General features: G+C 63.6%; 19 protein-coding genes and 1 riboswitch. Of the genes, 9 read left to right on the forward strand and 10 right to left on the reverse strand.

What is annotated here, in order from left to right:
- Positions 1-125 precede the first annotated feature (125 nt).
- On the reverse strand, positions 126-611 hold the full coding sequence (locus AC3D25_RS12870) for an Lrp/AsnC family transcriptional regulator (protein WP_488888759.1): 486 nt from the start codon (positions 609-611) through the stop codon (positions 126-128).
- Between the two features lie 134 nt (positions 612-745).
- Between AC3D25_RS12870 and kynB the strand changes: the two genes are divergently transcribed.
- The 3 genes from kynB to kynA are packed head-to-tail and all read left to right on the forward strand — an operon-like array spanning position 746 to position 3539.
- Positions 746-1375 (forward strand): arylformamidase, encoded by a 630-nt coding sequence (kynB, locus tag AC3D25_RS12875; RefSeq protein ID WP_488888760.1) that lies wholly within the window; start codon positions 746-748, stop codon positions 1373-1375.
- Between the two features lie 30 nt (positions 1376-1405).
- Positions 1406-2656, forward strand: coding sequence for a kynureninase (gene kynU / locus AC3D25_RS12880; RefSeq protein WP_488888761.1), 1251 nt, complete (start codon positions 1406-1408; stop codon positions 2654-2656).
- 10 nt (positions 2657-2666) lie between these two features.
- Positions 2667-3539 carry a tryptophan 2,3-dioxygenase gene (kynA, locus tag AC3D25_RS12885; RefSeq protein WP_488888762.1) on the forward strand — a complete coding sequence of 291 codons (873 nt, stop codon included), beginning with the start codon at positions 2667-2669 and terminating at the stop codon, positions 3537-3539.
- Here the strand turns inward: kynA and AC3D25_RS12890 are convergent.
- Entirely contained in the window at positions 3536-4324 is a 789-nt protein-coding gene (locus AC3D25_RS12890) for an IclR family transcriptional regulator (protein WP_488888763.1), read from the reverse strand. The two genes, kynA and AC3D25_RS12890, sit on opposite strands and share 4 nt — an antisense overlap.
- Before the next feature lie 83 nt (positions 4325-4407).
- Between AC3D25_RS12890 and AC3D25_RS12895 the strand changes: the two genes are divergently transcribed.
- Positions 4408-5595, forward strand: coding sequence for an acyl-CoA dehydrogenase (locus AC3D25_RS12895; RefSeq protein WP_488888764.1), 1188 nt, complete (start codon positions 4408-4410; stop codon positions 5593-5595).
- 74 nt (positions 5596-5669) lie between these two features.
- On the opposite strand, the gene AC3D25_RS12900 is transcribed toward AC3D25_RS12895, so the two are convergent.
- Entirely contained in the window at positions 5670-6308 is a 639-nt protein-coding gene (locus AC3D25_RS12900) for a peroxiredoxin (RefSeq protein WP_488888765.1), read from the reverse strand.
- Between the two features lie 401 nt (positions 6309-6709).
- Here AC3D25_RS12900 and AC3D25_RS12905 point away from each other — a divergent pair, with 401 nt between their 5' ends.
- From AC3D25_RS12905 to AC3D25_RS12915, 3 genes are all read left to right on the forward strand, one after another.
- Entirely contained in the window at positions 6710-7012 is a 303-nt protein-coding gene (locus tag AC3D25_RS12905; RefSeq protein ID WP_488888766.1) for an ElaB/YgaM/YqjD family protein, read from the forward strand.
- Positions 7013-7142: 130 nt separating this feature from the next.
- The gene (locus tag AC3D25_RS12910) at positions 7143-7523 is read left to right on the forward strand and encodes a phage holin family protein (protein WP_488888767.1); all 381 of its coding nucleotides are present in this window, start codon (positions 7143-7145) and stop codon (positions 7521-7523) included.
- An 84-nt stretch (positions 7524-7607) separates the two neighbouring features.
- Complete coding sequence (locus tag AC3D25_RS12915) at positions 7608-8132, forward strand: DUF3318 domain-containing protein (RefSeq protein WP_488888768.1); 525 nt, start codon at positions 7608-7610, stop codon at positions 8130-8132.
- 5 nt (positions 8133-8137) lie between these two features.
- On the opposite strand, the gene AC3D25_RS12920 is transcribed toward AC3D25_RS12915, so the two are convergent.
- The 7 genes from AC3D25_RS12920 to glyA form a co-directional block, all read right to left on the reverse strand.
- Positions 8138-8617 (reverse strand): type IV pilin protein, encoded by a 480-nt coding sequence (locus AC3D25_RS12920; protein ID WP_488888769.1) that lies wholly within the window; start codon positions 8615-8617, stop codon positions 8138-8140.
- An 8-nt stretch (positions 8618-8625) separates the two neighbouring features.
- Positions 8626-9126: a pilus assembly PilX family protein gene (locus AC3D25_RS12925; protein ID WP_488888770.1), complete on the reverse strand. Its 501-nt coding sequence runs from the start codon at positions 9124-9126 to the stop codon at positions 8626-8628.
- Positions 9123-9923 carry a PilW family protein gene (locus tag AC3D25_RS12930; protein ID WP_488888771.1) on the reverse strand — a complete coding sequence of 267 codons (801 nt, stop codon included), beginning with the start codon at positions 9921-9923 and terminating at the stop codon, positions 9123-9125. The genes AC3D25_RS12925 and AC3D25_RS12930 overlap by 4 nt, the downstream gene beginning before the upstream one ends.
- Positions 9920-10318, reverse strand: coding sequence for a type IV pilus modification PilV family protein (locus AC3D25_RS12935; protein WP_488888772.1), 399 nt, complete (start codon positions 10316-10318; stop codon positions 9920-9922). Before AC3D25_RS12935 ends, AC3D25_RS12930 begins: the two co-directional genes overlap by 4 nt.
- Entirely contained in the window at positions 10315-10854 is a 540-nt protein-coding gene (locus AC3D25_RS12940) for a GspH/FimT family pseudopilin (protein WP_488888773.1), read from the reverse strand. The genes AC3D25_RS12935 and AC3D25_RS12940 overlap by 4 nt, the downstream gene beginning before the upstream one ends.
- Positions 10855-10995: 141 nt before the next feature.
- The gene (gene nrdR / locus AC3D25_RS12945; protein ID WP_488888774.1) at positions 10996-11478 is read right to left on the reverse strand and encodes a transcriptional regulator NrdR; all 483 of its coding nucleotides are present in this window, start codon (positions 11476-11478) and stop codon (positions 10996-10998) included.
- A 3-nt stretch (positions 11479-11481) separates the two neighbouring features.
- Positions 11482-12729 (reverse strand): serine hydroxymethyltransferase, encoded by a 1248-nt coding sequence (gene glyA, locus AC3D25_RS12950; protein WP_488888775.1) that lies wholly within the window; start codon positions 12727-12729, stop codon positions 11482-11484.
- A gap of 176 nt (positions 12730-12905) precedes the next feature.
- Positions 12906-13004, reverse strand: a riboswitch (ZMP/ZTP riboswitch).
- A 247-nt stretch (positions 13005-13251) separates the two neighbouring features.
- Here glyA and ydfG point away from each other — a divergent pair.
- Both ydfG and ybgC read left to right on the forward strand, forming a co-directional pair.
- Positions 13252-13998 carry a bifunctional NADP-dependent 3-hydroxy acid dehydrogenase/3-hydroxypropionate dehydrogenase YdfG gene (gene ydfG, locus AC3D25_RS12955; RefSeq protein WP_488888776.1) on the forward strand — a complete coding sequence of 249 codons (747 nt, stop codon included), beginning with the start codon at positions 13252-13254 and terminating at the stop codon, positions 13996-13998.
- A gap of 74 nt (positions 13999-14072) precedes the next feature.
- A complete protein-coding gene (gene ybgC, locus AC3D25_RS12960; protein ID WP_488888777.1) occupies positions 14073-14588 on the forward strand; it encodes a tol-pal system-associated acyl-CoA thioesterase in 516 nt (171 codons plus the stop codon).
- Positions 14589-14719 lie beyond the last annotated feature (131 nt).

The raw sequence follows: 14719 nt of genomic DNA on the forward strand, positions 1-14719 counted from the left end.
TGCAGCTAGCTAAAGAAAGTGACTGCTGCCGCGCACAGCGGCGAGCTAATAAACCTACGCGAAAGCAAGTTCCGCGAAAGCGCGAACAGCCCGAGCGGTGCAAAAGCCCACCCAAGTGCCAACGGCTAACTCCGGTCGATCAACGCCACCGGCACGCCAGCCTCATCCTTCATCGTCTGCAGCACGATATTCGACCGAATGTCGATTACCCCCGGCGCCTTATAAAGCTTGCTAAGAATGAAATCCGAGTAATGCTTGAGATTGTGGGCAAGCACGCGCAGCACGTAGTGCGTATCGCCAGTGACGACAAAAGCGCCGACCACCTCCGGCCACTCGCGCACCGCCGCAGCAAACTTCTCGTGCCAGTTTTCCTGGTCGTTGCGCATCGACACATGCACGAACGCCTCCAGTTCGACACCCAGCCGCTCACGATCCAGACACGCGCGATAACTCGCGATCACCCCTTCTTCTTCCAGCAGCCGCATCCGGCGCAAACACGCCGACGGCGACAGCGCGATGCGTTCCGCAAGGTCCAAATTGCTGATCCTTCCGTCTTCCTGCAGTACGGCCAAAATACGGCAATCCGTTGCATCGAGCGTGAACCCGGTCATTTTTAGTCTCCCTGGCGCTGTTTCATCGAATTATGTTCTAAGCCGCGATCTTTTGGGTGGTTATTTCGCAATCACTTTCCAGCACGTCGCGACTATGATTTGAGCCATATCCTAAACGCGCCAAAACCTCCGTTATGACCTCTCTCTGGGACATTTCCCCGCCGATCCACCCGCAAACGCCCGTGTGGCCAGGCGATACGCCGGTCGGCATCGAGCGCGTCTGGCGCATGGAAGCCGGTTCGCCCGTCAACGTCGCGCGGATCACGCTGTCGCCGCATACGGGCGCGCACGCCGACGCCCCGCTCCACTACGACGCCGACGGCGCGCCGATCGGCGATGTCGCGCTCGATACGTACCTCGGCTCGTGCCGCGTCATTCATTGCATCGGCGCTTCGCCGGTCGTCACGCCGCAGCAAATTCTCGCCGTGCTCGACAACCCGCCGCCGCGCGTCCTGCTGCGCACCTACGCGCGCGCGCCGCTCGACGCGTGGGACAGCGCGTTTTGCGCGATCGCGCCGGAGACGATCGACTTGCTGGCCTCGCGCGGCGTCAAGCTGATCGGCATCGATACGCCTTCGCTCGATCCGCAGGACTCGAAAACCATGGACGCGCATCGCCGGATCCGCGCGAACCGCATGGCGATACTCGAAGGTCTCGTGCTCGACGCCGTTCCGGCCGGCGACTACGAACTGATCGCGCTGCCGCTGAAACTGACGACGCTCGACGCCAGTCCGGTGCGCGCGGTCCTGCGCCCGCTTCCCTGAATTTTTATACTCGAAGAACCGGACATTTCCATGAATCATCGTAACGATGCCGTCGCACTCGACCGCGACGACCCGCTCGGCGCGCTGCGCGAGCAATTCAAACTGGCCGACGACGTGATCTACCTCGACGGCAATTCGCTCGGCGTCCCGCCGAAAGCCGCGGCCGCACGGGCCGCCGAGGTGATCGCCGCGGAATGGGGCGAAGGCCTCATCCGGAGCTGGAACACGGCGGGCTGGTTCGCGCTGCCGAAGCGCCTCGGCAACAAGCTCGCCACGCTGATCGGCGCCGCCGAAGACGAAGTGGTCGTGACCGATTCCATCTCGACCAACCTGTTCAAGGTGCTGTCGGCGGCCGTGCGCTTGGCGAACGCGCGCGATCCGAATCGCCGCGTGATCGTGTCCGAACGCGCCAATTTCCCGACCGATCTCTATATTGCGCAAGGTCTGATCGAGCAGCTGGATCGCGGCTACACGCTGCGTCTCGTCGATAGCCCCGCCGAACTCGCGCAAGCGATCGACGCCGACACGGCGACCGCGATGATCACGCACGTCAATTACCGCACCGGCTACATGCACGACATGGCGGCGCTGACCGCGCAGATTCATCGCGCGGGCGCGCTCGCGGTGTGGGATCTGGCGCACTCGGCGGGCGCGGTGCCGGTCGATTTGAACGGCGCGGGCGCGGACTACGCGGTCGGCTGCACATATAAATATCTGAACGGCGGCCCGGGTTCGCCCGCGTTCGTGTGGGTGCCGAAGCGGCATCAGAACGCTTTTTCGCAGCCGCTTTCCGGCTGGTGGGGCCACAAAAAACCGTTCGAGATGAACCCGGCGTATCGCCCGGACGACGGTATCGGCCGGTTCCTGTGCGGCACGCAGCCGATCATCTCGATGGCGCTCGTCGAATGCGGGCTCGACGTGTTCCTGCAAACCGATATGGCGGCGCTCCGCCGCAAATCGCTCGCGTTGAGCGATCTGTTCATCGAACTCGTGCGAACGCGATGCGGCGAGTTTCCGCTCGCGCTCGTGACGCCGCTCGACCACGCCGAGCGCGGCTCGCAGGCGAGCTTCGAGCATCCGCACGGCTACGAGGTGATGCAGGCGCTGATTGCGCGCGGGGTGATCGGCGATTATCGCGAGCCGCGCATTCTGCGCTTCGGTTTCACGCCGCTCTACACGCGTTTCGCCGACGTCTGGGACGCCGTGGAAACAATGCGCGACGTGCTTCAGACTGAAGCCTGGCGCGCGCCGGAATTCGCCGAACGCGGCGCGGTAACGTAAGGAGCAGGCCATGACGCAACCTACTTCCGGCTGTCCGATGGGCTATGGGAACGCATCCTCGGAAGAAGGCTGGCACGACGCCAAGCTCGATTTCTCGGATTCGATGAGCTACGGCGATTACCTGTCGCTCGACGCGATTCTGACGGCGCAGCATCCGCGTTCGCCCGATCACAACGAAATGCTGTTTATCGTGCAGCATCAAACGAGCGAACTCTGGATGAAGCTCGCGCTCAGCGAGTTGCGCGAGGCGCTCGGCGCGGTGCATCGCGACGACTTGCCGCCCGCGTTCAAGATGCTCGCGCGCGTCTCGCGGATTTTCGAGCAGCTGGTGCAATCGTGGAGCGTGCTCGCCACGATGACACCGTCCGAATATTCGGCGATCCGTCCGTATCTGGGCGCATCGTCGGGCTTTCAGTCGCATCAGTACCGGCAGATCGAATTTTTGCTGGGCAACAAGAACGTGCAGATGCTTAAACCGCACACGCATCGTCCCGAGATTCTGGCTGAAGTTCAGGCGACGCTCGCCGCGCCTTCCTTCTACGACGAAGTGATTCGCCTGCTCGCGCGGCGCGGCTTCCCGATCCCGCCCGCGCGGCTGGATCGCGACTGGAGCGAGCCGACACAGCACGATGAATCGGTGGAAGCGGCGTGGCTTGAGGTATATCGCGCGCCGCGCGAACATTGGGAGCTTTACGAGATGGCCGAGGAACTCGTCGATTTGGAGGACGCGTTTCGTCAGTGGCGCTTTCGGCACGTTACGACCGTCGAGCGGATTATCGGTATGAAACAGGGCACGGGCGGCACGAGCGGCGCGTCGTATTTGCGCAAGATGCTCGATGTCGTGCTCTTTCCCGAACTCTGGCAAGTTCGCACGAAACTTTAGGCGAGGCGCGCGGCGAGCGCGCGCAGCCTCGGGCCGATCGTCTCCCGAAAATAGGCCTCATCCATCGACGACGCCGGTCCGCTGCTGCTCAACACCAGCCAGCGGCCGTTGCGGACATCGCGAAACGGCACGGCGATCGCGTTGACGTCGTCATGCCAGTCGCGAAATGAATAGCAGCAGCCGTCGCGCTCGAAATCCACGAACGATGCGCGCGTGGCCGCGAGCAACGCTGGGCTCTCCTTCGCCGACAACTCCGCGAGCAACGCCTCGCGCGTGTCCGGTTCCTGCACGGCGAGGAACGCGCGGCCCATCGAACTCGTCAGCATCGACAGCCGTGAGCCGGGCGCGAGTCCGAGCGTAAGCGCGGTCTCGCTGCGGATCGTCTCCAGATAAATCATGTCCAACCCGTCACGGCAGCCGAGCGACACCGCTGCGCCGATCTCGCGCGCGAGCGTGCGCATGTGCGGCCGCGCGAGTTCGAGCGTATCGGCGCCCGCCAGCAGCGAAAAACCGAGCGCAAGCACGCCTGTGTCGAGCGCGTATTTGCCGGCGGGTTCGTCGAAGCGAAGATAGCCGAGCGTCGCGAGCGTGTAGGCGAGCCGGTTGACGGTCGCTTTCGGCAACCCGGTCCGCTCGACGAAGTCGCGGTTGCCGAGCAATGTTTCGCCCGGCCGGAAGGCGCGCAGCAATTCCAGCCCGCGTGCGAGCGCCACGACGAAGCGGCGTTCGTCGACCGGTTCGCTGCTCGAAAGCGGGTCGGCTCTACGGATGGAGTCGGTCGGCATCGGATGCTACACTCATCTTTGATTTGCAAAACATTGTTCCGCATAGCGGAACTACCGTCAAGGACGGATTCAGGAGAACGTAGATGGCCGAGGCTCGTTTCAACTGGGAAGACCCGCTGCTGCTCGATCAGCAGCTCAACGACGAAGAGCGGATGATTCGCGACGCCGCGCACGCTTACGCGCAGGACAAGCTCGCGCCGCGCGTGCTGGACGCGTTTCGGAACGAGAAAACCGACGTGGCGATCTTCCGTGAAATGGGCGAACTCGGCCTGCTCGGGCCAACGATTCCCGAGCAGTACGGCGGTCCCGGCCTGAATTACGTGAGTTACGGCCTGATCGCGCGCGAGGTGGAGCGCGTGGATTCCGGTTATCGCTCGATGATGTCGGTGCAGTCGTCGCTCGTGATGGTGCCGATCAACACGTTCGGCAGCGCCGCGCAGAAGGAAAAGTATCTGCCGAAACTCGCGACGGGCGAATGGATCGGCTGCTTCGGGCTGACCGAGCCGAACGCCGGTTCCGATCCTGCCAGCATGACAACGCGCGCGAAAAAGGTGGATGGCGGCTTCAGCATGTCGGGCCAGAAAATGTGGATCTCGAACTCGCCGATCGCGGATGTGTTCGTCGTCTGGGCGAAGCTCGAAGAAGACGGCCGCGATGCGATTCGTGGATTCATCCTCGAAAAGGGCTGGAAAGGTCTGAGCGCGCCCGCGATTCACGGCAAGGTCGGGCTGCGCGCGTCGATCACGGGCGAAATCGTGATGGACGAAGTCTTCGTGCCGGCGGAAAACATGCTGCCGGACGTGAGCGGCCTGAAAGGACCGTTCACCTGTCTGAATTCGGCGCGCTACGGTATCGCGTGGGGCGCGCTCGGCGCGGCGGAGGCGTGCTGGCACATGGCGCGGCAATACACGCTCGATCGCAAGCAGTTCGGCCGGCCGCTCGCCGCCAACCAACTGGTGCAGAAAAAACTCGCCGACATGCAGACGGAAATCACGCTCGGTCTGCAAGGCGTTCTGCGGCTCGGGCGCATGAAGGACGAGGGCACGGCGGCGGTTGAAATCACCTCGATCATGAAGCGCAATTCGTGCGGCAAGGCGCTCGATATTGCGCGGCTCGCGCGCGACATGCTCGGCGGCAACGGCATTTCGGACGAGTTCGGCGTGGCGCGCCATCTGGTGAATCTGGAAGTCGTGAACACCTACGAAGGCACGCACGACATCCACGCGCTGATTCTCGGCCGCGCGCAAACCGGGATTCAGGCGTTTTTCTGACCGGCGCAACGCTGCGGCGGCCAATAAAAAAGCCAACGCATTCGCGTTGGCTTTATTGCGTGCCGGCCGGCTGCTTACTTGTTCGGCTGCGGCGTCAAACGCAGATACGGACGCACGGCCTTGTAGCCCTTCGGAAACTTGCGTTTGATCTCTTCCTCGTCCTTCAGCGACGGCACGATCACCACATCGTCGCCCTGCTTCCAGTTGCCGGGCGTCGCGACCTGATGGCTGTCGGTGAGCTGCAACGAATCGATCACGCGCAGGATTTCGTCGAAGTTACGTCCCGTACTCGCCGGATACGTGATGGTTAGCCGCACTTTCTTCTGCGGATCGATCACGAAAAGCGAGCGCACGGTCAACGTGGCATTCGCGTTCGGATGAATCATGTCGTACAGCTCGGACACCTTGCGATTGCCGTCGGCCAGAATCGGAAAGCCGACATTCGCCGCCTGCGTCTCGTTGATGTCCTTGATCCACTCCTTGTGCGACTCGGCGGTATCCACCGACAGCGCGATCGCCTTCACATTGCGCTTCTCGAACTCGCCCGCGAGCTTCGCCGTCAGGCCGAGTTCCGTCGTGCAGACCGGCGTGAAATCCGCCGGATGGGAAAACAGCACGCCCCAGCTATCGCCCAGCCACTCGTGGAACTTGATCGGTCCGACGCTCGATTCCTGCTCGAAATCAGGCGCGGTATCGCCAAGACGTAAGCTCATGGTGCATCTCCTTAAATTTCAATCCGGCCGCGCTGCATGCAGATTGCGCGACCGATACGTTGAATTGGGCGTAACCAAACATCGGGCACGGACGCGCGCGACAGTCATGCGAAGCGCGCTCAAAATTAGAGCATACGGGAGCGCTGCTGCACAACGAACGAACATTCCGTCAGATGCACAGATCGAATTGTAATTTTCAGACCACCGACGGAAACTTTTACGGGACAGATCGTATCCATAATGGTCACGGCGTCGTTATGCCGTTCGAAACGCCTGTCACGCGTACTTTCGGCGGCAGGAACAAATCGTGCACACAGTGCTTTCCAAGAGGCCGGATGGGCGCTCGTCAGCGACCACATCTTTGGTTACGATTCGCGTAGCCTCACCGATTGGAGCCATCAATGTCAGAAATTAACAAGGAGCGATTCATGTCGGATATCAAAACCGTTCTCGCGGATGCTGAAGACCTGCTCAAGCAGGCTGCAAGCGCCACCGGCGAGCGTGCGTCCGAGCTGCGCGAGACCGCTCTGAGCCGCTTGAAGCAAGCGAAGGAAAGAGCCGCTGACGCACAGGTCGTCGTGGTCGAAAAAGGCAAGAAGGCTGCGCGCGCGACCGACGACTACGTGCACGAACATCCGTGGGCGTCGATCGGCATCGCCGCAGGCGTGGGTGTCGTGATCGGCTTGCTGATCAACCGCCGCTGAGTTGCATGCCAGGTCGCGCACCCAGCCGGGTCGAGACCTGGCGGCCAGTTTCACACCGGACCCTCGCGGTTGACGCCGCTTGGCATGGTCATCCACCGCGTCACCCAAACACGCTCCTCGCGCCCTCGCCATGACGACTGAAAGGCAACCGCAGCAATCGGCACCCGGACCGTTGAGCCGGATTCTGAGTTCGGCATTCGCCATTTTCGAGACTCGTCTCGAACTCGTCGGCATCGAACTGCAGGAAGAAAAGGAACGCTTGATCGGCGTGCTGTTCCTGGGTCTCGCCGCCATGATGCTGACGATGATGGCGCTCATCACGCTCACCGTGCTGGTCGCGATTGCGTTTTGGGACACGTACCGATGGCAGTCGCTCGCGGGCATTACGCTGGTCTATGCGCTGGTCGCGATTGCGTGCGGTTTGCGTGCACGGAACGGATTGCGCGATGCACCCAACATGTTCGACGGCACGCTCGCCGAGTTCCAGAAGGATCGCGACATGTTCCGCTGAGCGCGTTGCGATCCGCCACCAGCGACGACCATTTCGCGCCATCCGATCAACCGAGCCGTTTCCCAACCAGCGACCGTGAGCCCCATGAGCCAATTCGACGAAACCTTCAAGGCGCAAAAACGCGTGGCGCGTAAGCTGAGCACGCCGCATATGCGCGCACTCCGCAAGGAACTGCTCATCGCGCGCGCGGATGTCGAGCGCATGGAAATTTCGCAGGCCGCGTCGGATCTGCGCTATTCGGTCAAGCATTTCAGCTTTCTCAAGCTCCTGTTTCCGGGGCGCTCGCAGGGAAAACGCTGGGGCAAGTCCGGCAGCGGCGCGGGCGCGAGTTCGGCCAACGGCCTCTTCGGCCTGCTGGGCGGCCTGATGAACGGCGCGGGCGGGATGAACGGGATTGCTGGTTTGCTGAGGCAATATCCGTTCGTCGGGTCGCTCGCGTCGGTCGTCCTGACCAAGCCGGTCCGCACGAAACTGCTGCGCGGCGCGAAGCCGCTGCTCAAATGGGGCGGGCTCGGGCTGGCCGGGTGGGAAGCGTTCCGCGTCTGGCAGCAGATGAAAACGACGACGACCGAAACCTCGAACGACGCCGTCGATCCGACCATTTTCTAGCCGCTTCATCGGCTGGCCCAGCAGTTGGCCGACTGGTCGGCCGAGATTTCGGCGCCTCCGCCTTCGGTTGAATCGCCGTCGCTGCGGTTTCCGCGCGCGCCCGTCGCATCGAGAAAGTACACGCCACATGGATCGCCGCGCATTGCGCCGTTCGCGAGCGGCGCCGCCTCGATCGTATAACCGCCATTCGCGACGTTTTCCGCCAGAACCTTCAATCGATACGTCGGCGCGCCGCTCGCGGGCGCCTGATCATAGCCAGCGGCCAAAGTGGGCGTGATCGCGGCATCCGCGGTCTGTGCCATCCGCGCCGTCTCGATAAACTGTGCCGCGCGCAATAGCGCCGTCGCCGCGTCCACGCGATGCGCCTTTGCCACATGCGTGCGATAAGCCGGCAGTGCGAAAGTCGCGATGATCGCCGCGACGCCGAGCGCGATCATCAGTTCGAGCAGGCTGAATCCGCGTGATCGCGTGAGTGAAACAGGCATGGCACCTCCTAAAATGGCCGCGCGACGACCCGTCGCCATCGACGGACCGCGCCGCCTTCGCTTGTATCCCCGGTGTCGATAAACATCTGCAGCCACGCTTGCGTCTCGACGCCCGAGCCGAAGCCTCGCGCCGTCAGTAAATAGGCACTCCCGCTGCCCGGCCAAGCCTCGATCAAACATTGCGGCACGCGCACGGAGTAAGGCCAGACTGCGAAAGGCTGAATGGCCGATGCGCCCGCGCCATCGAACGACGCCTTGCTGCGCCAGCCAGCGGGTTCCGGACCAGCGGCCGTTCGCGCCGACGGCCCGCCGATCAGCTTGACGCAACGCAGCAACGCGCTGTCGGCGGCGTGAAATGCCTGCACCCGGTCGCGCATGTTCGCGCTGGCGCGTCCCGCCGCGATACTGGTTTCGAGCCACGCAGCCATCGTGACGAGCGTCATCGAGAGAAGCAGGAGGACGATTGGCAAGGCGACGCCGCGCGATTCCGATACAGATGCTGACTTCAAGATGAGCTCCCGTTGAGCGATCCCGGCGCAGCCGCGTTGCGCACCGCGACACGCCGCCAAAACGCCCGATGTGTTCGCGTGTCGGTCGCCGTGACGCGCGAACCGTCGCAATCCGTATAAACCGCAGGACGCGCCGCGCCCGTCGGCTCACCTCGGACCAGCACGCACAGCTCGACCGCGTTCACTGCCCGCCAGCCGTCGCGTCCCACGCCGGCAGCATCGACCGCGGCCGCCGCCCCCGGCATCCAGTACGCTGCACGCAAGCGCTCGACGCCCTCGACCAGCGGCTGCGCCTGCTTGGCCGCCCCCTCGCAGTACAACTCCGGCTCGCCGGTCGAACTGCTGGCTTTCGCGTAATAGCGGTTGACGATCTGCGCGCCCGTGCTCTGGCCGAGGCAATCGGTAGGCGTGCCGGACGCGGACGGCCAGGTCGCCACCGCGTCGGCGGCGTAGCGCACGAGCAGGCCATCGGAATGGCTCGCGAGTGTCTCGCAAGCCGGCGCGTCGTCCGTACCGATCGTGCGTCCCTGCACGCAGCCGAACAGCGCGGGCAGGTTCGACGCGACGTTTCCGGACGACGCGAACCCAGCCATCTGCACTTGTTGGCCGACTAGGTCGAGCGCGGCCACGCCCGCATCGTGGATACGCGCGAGATCGGCGGCGCGCTCGAATGCGGCGCGTTGCCCACGATAAAGCGTGAGCGAACCGACGATTACCAGCATCCCCAGCGCGAGCGCGATCATGAGTTCGAGCAGCGTGTGACCGCGCGGCGCGGACCATGCGAGGCGGCGGCTCATCGCGCGAACGTCACGGCGATGCATGCCGTGCCCGGACGACCGCCCGGCTCGGCGCATGCCGAACGCGGACCGGTTTCCGCGGCGCGCCAACTGACGAGCGCCACGTGCATGCCGTCGCCGCGCTCGACCACGCTCGCTTCGCCCTCGGGCAACATCGACGCCGCCCGCTTCGTCCAGAGCGCCACGACCGGCGCACTGTCCGCGTCGCGCTGAATCCCTTCCGCGACGGAATCCGCGATCAACGTCGCGCGCGCACGTTCGAGTTGCCCGCGCTCATTGCGCGCGAGACCGGTCTGCGCGGCGATCACGGACAGCGACGCGACAGCGGTGATCGACAGCGCGATCAGCACTTCGAGCAGCGAATTCCCGCGGGCCCACCTCGAAGCGCGCCTCACGATCCTGCTCCGCAAGCCGTCGCCGTCATTCGCGCACGCCCGCCCGCCGCGAGACGCACGCAGCGTCCGACACGCGACACACCGCCGCGCGAACTGAAATCGAAACTTCGGAAGCCGCCGATCACTTGCCCCGCCGGCGGCGTGAAAGACAGTTCGGTCGCCGCGCCGGCGATAGCGATCGCCGACGCGCGGGCCTGCATCCGCAGCATGGCGGGCGCATCGCCGTTGCGGTCGACAAACAATCCCCAGCCGCACGACCAGTCGATCAAGCCGCTCTCGCAAGGCTTGCCCGCCGCCAGACAATGCCGCGCCGCGTCGATCCGGCACAGCGTCACGCGCGCGCCGCGTCTTACGGCTTCGGATCTGGCGAGCACGAGCGTGGAGATCAATGCTCGCGCCCGCGCATCGACCTGATCGCGCACGCGCCACGCCATGAACGAAGGCGTCGCGAAGGTCGCGAGCACGGCCATCACGGCAAGGACGACGGAAAGTTCCACGAGCGTGAAGCCCGGACGAGCGCGGCGGATCATTGGCATTCCTGACGAAAGAGTGAGACCAGCGCTCAATCTAGACAGAAATTCAGGGCGCCGCCATTAGCCGTTCGGACGAGTATCGGACGCGCAAAAACTCCGACACACTGTCGAAGCGATCACGGGAGAAAAGCGATGAAACGAGGTCTAGCGCTTGCGGGAAGCAGGTTTGCGAGGTGCCGCGCGACGAAACTCTTCGAGCACGTCCTCGAATTCCGAGACGTCTTCGAAACGTTTGTACACGGACGCAAAACGCACGTAGGCGATAGTGTCCAACTGGCGCAGCTCGTTCATCACGAGCTCACCGAGTCGTTCGCTGCGAACTTCGCGCTCGCCGCTGCCGAGCAACTGATATTCGACGCGGGCGACCGCCGCGTCGACCGCATCGGCCGCAACCGGGCGCTTTCTAAGCGCCAGTTGCATGCTCGCGACAATCTTCCGCCGATCGAACTCCGTGCGGCTGCCGTCTTTCTTGACGACCGACGGCAACGCCAGCTCGACCCGCTCATACGTCGTGAAACGCTTGTCGCAGGCCGGGCAGCGGCGTCGCCGCCGGATCGCCGCGCCGTCCTCGGACACGCGCGAATCCACCACTTGCGTGTCGTCGTGACGGCAGAAAGGGCAGTGCATTGCTTAGCCGTAGACCGGGAAACGCTTGGTCAGCTCGGCCACCTTCGCGCGGACACGTTCCAGGTTCGCCGCGTCTTCCGGCGCGTCCAGCACATCGGCGATCAGGTTGCCGACCGCTTCGGCTTCCGCCGTGCCGAAGCCGCGCGTGGTCATCGCGGGCGAACCGAGTCGCACGCCGCTCGTGACGAACGGCTTTTCCGGATCGTTCGGGATCGCGTTCTTGTTCACCGTGATGTGCGCGGCGCCGAGCGCGGCTTCCGCAGCCTTGCCGGTGATCTTTTTCGCGCGCAAATCGACGAGCATGACGTGGCTTTCGGTGCGGCCCGACACGATGCGCAGACCGCGTTTCACCAGCGTTTCAGCCAGCACGCGCGCATTGTCGACCACGCGTTGCTGATATTCCTTGAACTCCGGCGCGAGCGCTTCCTTGAACGCCACCGCCTTGCCGGCGATCACGTGCATGAGCGGGCCGCCCTGAATGCCCGGGAAAATGGCCGAGTTGATCTGCTTCTCGAACTCCGCCTTCATCAGGATGACGCCGCCGCGCGGGCCGCGCAGGCTCTTGTGCGTGGTGGTCGTGACGAAATCGGCGAACGGAACCGGGTTCGGATAGACGCCTGCAGCAATCAGACCCGCGTAATGCGCCATATCGACCATGAAGTAAGCGCCCACGCTCTTCGCGATTTTCGAGAGACGTTCGAAGTCGATCTTCAGCGCGAACGCCGATGCGCCGGCCACGATCAGCTTCGGCTTGTGTTCCTTCGCGAGTTCTTCGGTCTTGTCGTAGTCGATGTCTTCGGCTTCGTTCAGGCCGTAGCTCACCACCTTGAACCACTTTCCCGACATGTTCACGGGCGAGCCGTGCGTCAGATGGCCGCCCTCGGCGAGGCTCATGCCCATGATCGTGTCGCCCGGCTTGAGCATCGCGAAGAACACGCCCTGGTTCGCTTGCGAACCCGAGTTGGGCTGCACGTTCGCGGCTTCCGCGCCGAACAGTTCCTTCACACGGTCGATAGCCAATTGCTCGACGATATCCACGTATTCGCAGCCACCGTAGTAGCGCTTGCCGGGATAACCTTCGGCGTATTTGTTCGTCAGTTGCGAGCCTTGCGCGGCCATGACGGCCGGGCTCGTGTAGTTTTCCGAGGCGATCAGTTCGATGTGATCTTCCTGGCGGCGGTTTTCTTGCTCGATCGCCTTGAACAACTCGGGATCGACTTGGGCGATGGTGCTTTGGGCTCTGTCAAACATACGTTTTCCGTTGGATAGGTACAGGTTGACCGGATCGCGCGTGCACGCACACCGCCGATGCAGTGATACTCGACGGCGCAAAGCGAGGGAAGCGGGAGAAGTCCGGGCGCGGCGGAGCGAAGAATTCACTCGCGCAAGACGGACAGCCTCCGGCAACGCAACGACGGCGCGCGGATCTCAGCTGCCCAGGCGAACGGCAAAACGACACCCTGCGCTTCCCGGTGGGTTTTTCCACCTTGAATCCGAAGATTCTATCGCCAGTCACGCAGGGTTAGAGCGGTGTAGTTTAATGGGCTGCATCCGAATAGGCAACCGGGCCGCGCGTGCGTTCCGGGATCGCATTTCCCGGTATGTTAAAAATAGGGTTTGAACGTTAATCTTTGCACTGAGCGAAATACACTAGCCGGCTACGCGGCTTGCCGCGCCGCACCATTGGAAGTACGCTGTTCGCCTTTGCCGGCGCGGCTCGCCGGGTTTTGCGCCGCGCCGGCCGTTCTTGTCTCAACCAAACGGATTCCGAACATGATCGTTTTCGTCACAGGCGCATCCGCCGGATTCGGCGCCGCCATCGCCCGTACTTTCGTTAAGGGCGGCCATCGTGTGATCGCGACGGCGCGCCGCAAGGATCGACTGCTCGCGCTGTCGAAGGAACTCGGTGACGCGCTGTTGCCGGTCGAACTCGACGTGCGCGACGCCGCCGGGATCGATGCGGCCATCGCGTCGCTGCCGGAACCGTTCGCGCAAGTGGATGTGCTGGTGAACAACGCGGGCCTCGCGCTCGGGCTCGAACCGGCGCATCGCGCGAACCTCGACGACTGGACCAACATGATCGACACGAACTGCAAGGGCCTCGTCTCCGTGACTCGCGCGCTGCTGCCGGGCATGGTCGAGCGTAATCGCGGGCACGTCTTCAATCTCGGCTCGGTCGCGGCGAGTTACCCGTATCCGGGCGGCAACGTGTACGGCGCAACCAAGGCGTTCGTGCGCCAGTTCAGCCTCAACCTGCGCGCCGATCTCGCGGGCACGGCGTTGCGCGTCACCGACATCGAGCCGGGACTGTGCGGCGGCACGGAATTCTCGAACGTACGGTTCAAGGGCGACGACGAGAAAGCGGCCGGCGTCTACAAGGACGTTCAGCCGCTCACCGCCGAGGACATCGCGGACGCCATCTACTGGATCGCGACCCGTCCGGCGCACGTCAACATCAACACGATCGAACTCATGCCGGTCGCGCAAACCTTCGGTCCGTTGCAAATTCACCGCGGCTGACGCGGCGCAATGGCACGCGGGGCACGACAGTTTGGCGTGCCCCGCGCGGCTTCCGGTAAAATGTATGGATGAATATGTCTAGCAGCGAGCCTCCGCAGGCGAACGGCCCTTTGAACTTCGAATGGCCGGTTCGCGTGTATTACGAGGACACGGACGCGGGCGGCATCGTCTTTTACGCCAACTATCTGAAGTTTTTCGAACGGGCGCGCACCGAATGGCTGCGTGCGTGCGGCGTCGACCAGCGCAAGCTCGTCGAATCGCATGGCGTGGTGTTCGTCGTGAAGCGCACAACGCTGGATTACAGCGCGCCTGCGCGACTCGACGATCTCGTGCGGATCGTAAGCCGGATCGCGCGGCTGGGACGGGCTTCGGTCGATTTCCATCAGGAAGCGTGGCGCGGCGAGGTTCTGCTGGCAACCGGCGACATCCGGGTAGCCTCGGTCGATCACGCGTCGATCCGCCCCACCGCCATTCCCGCGCACGTTCTCGAGGCGCTGCGCGTTGGTCCCGTCGGAGTTGGCGGGATCGCGGCGGGTGAGCATGCGTTGTCAACCCGGAGCTCGTCCGTTTCGTTTGAACACAGCCAATGAACTCGTATCGGCGTGAAGCGCACTAAGCAGAGCACTGCGCGTCCGTTACGGGATGCAGCACCCAGCATGAGCCGGCGTCCAGCCCGCGCTTGCCGCCCAACCGGGCGGCGAACGGGCGTGTGTCGACCGGA

The sequence above is a fragment of the Caballeronia sp. SL1002 genome, from assembly GCF_057814995.1.

Bases quoted from the DNA above. Each gene is read 5' to 3' on its own strand.
- AC3D25_RS12870 (WP_488888759.1), bottom strand. From the start codon at position 611: ATGACCGGGTTCACGCTCGATGCAACGGATTGCCGTATTTTGGCCGTA.
- kynB (WP_488888760.1), top strand. From the start codon at position 746: ATGACCTCTCTCTGGGACATTTCCCCGCCGATCCACCCGCAAACGCCC.
- kynU (WP_488888761.1), top strand. From the start codon at position 1,406: ATGAATCATCGTAACGATGCCGTCGCACTCGACCGCGACGACCCGCTC.
- kynA (WP_488888762.1), top strand. From the start codon at position 2,667: ATGACGCAACCTACTTCCGGCTGTCCGATGGGCTATGGGAACGCATCC.
- AC3D25_RS12890 (WP_488888763.1), bottom strand. From the start codon at position 4,324: ATGCCGACCGACTCCATCCGTAGAGCCGACCCGCTTTCGAGCAGCGAA.
- AC3D25_RS12895 (WP_488888764.1), top strand. From the start codon at position 4,408: ATGGCCGAGGCTCGTTTCAACTGGGAAGACCCGCTGCTGCTCGATCAG.
- AC3D25_RS12900 (WP_488888765.1), bottom strand. From the start codon at position 6,308: ATGAGCTTACGTCTTGGCGATACCGCGCCTGATTTCGAGCAGGAATCG.
- AC3D25_RS12905 (WP_488888766.1), top strand. From the start codon at position 6,710: ATGTCAGAAATTAACAAGGAGCGATTCATGTCGGATATCAAAACCGTT.
- AC3D25_RS12910 (WP_488888767.1), top strand. From the start codon at position 7,143: ATGACGACTGAAAGGCAACCGCAGCAATCGGCACCCGGACCGTTGAGC.
- AC3D25_RS12915 (WP_488888768.1), top strand. From the start codon at position 7,608: ATGAGCCAATTCGACGAAACCTTCAAGGCGCAAAAACGCGTGGCGCGT.
- AC3D25_RS12920 (WP_488888769.1), bottom strand. From the start codon at position 8,617: ATGCCTGTTTCACTCACGCGATCACGCGGATTCAGCCTGCTCGAACTG.
- AC3D25_RS12930 (WP_488888771.1), bottom strand. From the start codon at position 9,923: ATGAGCCGCCGCCTCGCATGGTCCGCGCCGCGCGGTCACACGCTGCTC.
- AC3D25_RS12940 (WP_488888773.1), bottom strand. From the start codon at position 10,854: ATGCCAATGATCCGCCGCGCTCGTCCGGGCTTCACGCTCGTGGAACTT.
- nrdR (WP_488888774.1), bottom strand. From the start codon at position 11,478: ATGCACTGCCCTTTCTGCCGTCACGACGACACGCAAGTGGTGGATTCG.
- glyA (WP_488888775.1), bottom strand. From the start codon at position 12,729: ATGTTTGACAGAGCCCAAAGCACCATCGCCCAAGTCGATCCCGAGTTG.
- ydfG (WP_488888776.1), top strand. From the start codon at position 13,252: ATGATCGTTTTCGTCACAGGCGCATCCGCCGGATTCGGCGCCGCCATC.
- ybgC (WP_488888777.1), top strand. From the start codon at position 14,073: ATGTCTAGCAGCGAGCCTCCGCAGGCGAACGGCCCTTTGAACTTCGAA.